Origin of the sequence: Wenyingzhuangia gilva, from assembly GCF_030519655.1 — a bacterium.
Taxonomy (GTDB): Bacteria; Bacteroidota; Bacteroidia; order Flavobacteriales; family Flavobacteriaceae; genus Wenyingzhuangia; species Wenyingzhuangia gilva.
Window position 1 is genome coordinate 1 of sequence record NZ_JAUMIT010000012.1, and the last position, 1,641, is coordinate 1,641.

Annotated in this window: 1 protein-coding gene; it reads right to left on the reverse strand. The window is 28.5% G+C overall.

The window, feature by feature from the left end:
• Nucleotides 1–485: 485 nt before the first annotated feature.
• Nucleotides 486–1,280, reverse strand: a complete 795-nt coding sequence (locus QVZ41_RS13915; RefSeq protein WP_302885248.1) for a hypothetical protein — start codon at nt 1,278–1,280, stop codon at nt 486–488.
• Nucleotides 1,281–1,641: the final 361 nt, after the last annotated feature.

Sequence of the window (1,641 nt, forward strand, 5' to 3'; positions counted from 1 at the left end):
TACCATTTTTTCAAAGAATGAAATTTCTCAACGAAACGATTTAAGCATTTTCAGGAGCATTTGAAGAAATTCTTGTGTACTTAAACGTCCGAACAAAAAAACAGCGAAGCTATCCTTTAAAATCCCTTAAACGACTTTCCCACAGCTACGATTTTCTCAACAAAAAACAATGCTTTTTCAGAATAGAGTAGGAGTTGAAAATTATCAGATTTCAGAATTTTTTCAAAGATAAATAACTTATAAAAAAATCGAACACGCAGCTACGATTCTGTTTTACCTAACGGTTTTGGCTAGGCTTTGTGCGGGGTTGAAAATCGGCCAGATTTTCGAACACGCAACTAAGCCGAAGCTTTTTGTTTGGATTTGTTTCTTTTAATTTCACGAAGCCAAATCAACAAGATTTGGCGACTTAGTAAATATACACAAAACTTTGAAGTTAGCACCAAACCCGCATGAAGTTTAGCCGGTGTTGGGCTTTCGTTATTTTATTTCAATTGTATGTGAATATGATCGTCATGTCTCACAGCTCTACAACCATGATATCGTATTTTATTATTCTTCAATTTGAGTCTGTTTTTTAAATGAGGTTCAATAAATATTTTTCCTATATTACTTTGAACTAATATTGATTCAATTAATTTTTTTGTTCCATTTTCAGAGAATTTTAATTCAGGATTTATTTTTCCAAGTGTTAAGTATTTCGGATAATCATATTGAAAATATCCGCTATTCAAACATTTTTCAATTTGATTAAACTCATTATTTCTTGGTTCTACAAAATTTCCATAACCACTAACAGATTTTTGTTCATTTGATATTTTTCCATTTTCAGATTCATAGATTAAACTTAAATCTATTTTTTTACCGTCATTGTGGCTCAAATGGGGTAGAAGAGGGAATTTATCAATGAAAGGAAAATTAGCATCCAAGTAATGTATTTCAATATTTGAATCCTTTAAACTGTATTCTACGTTTTTCAACAACTTGTTCATTTCAGGTTTTACATAATTTCTATTACATAAAATTGTCATAAAATTAGTTGGTTTTATTTTCTCAGAATTAACAATTGCTTCTCGACCAAATAAAGGAGCGGTAAAAGGTATAATTATAAAAGTCGTGAATAGATATATTATTAAAAATATAATGGTTTTTCTCCCTTTAAAATTCCTTTTCAATTTTGAGTTTAGGAAAGAACTTAAAATATAAATTATTCCTCCAACTTGTGTCAGAATTGTTAAAATAACAACTAATAATAATTGTGAAATTCTTTTTATAATCAATTTTTCGATGTGTGTTTTTAATGAAGCCCAACGGTTTTAGCTAGGAAACGTAGCGTTAAACTAGCCGATTAATTTTTAGACTAAAACTACACAAAATAAACAAAAAATCAACTTTGTTAAAGCACAAAAAAAGCTATGTTTTTTAGCTGTTGTTAGCTTTTGCAGTTTTTTCAAATAAAAATGTTTCATTAAAAAAGTGCAATTTCATAATTTTCAGCGTAGCGATTTTATTTTGCGTTGTTACGATAATTTCCACGCTCTGCTAGTAAATAGCTTTTCGTTTATTAATTAATTTTCAATGAAATAATTTTATATAGAGTTCGGTACGTAACTTTTCACACTATTTTTATTATTGATGAAT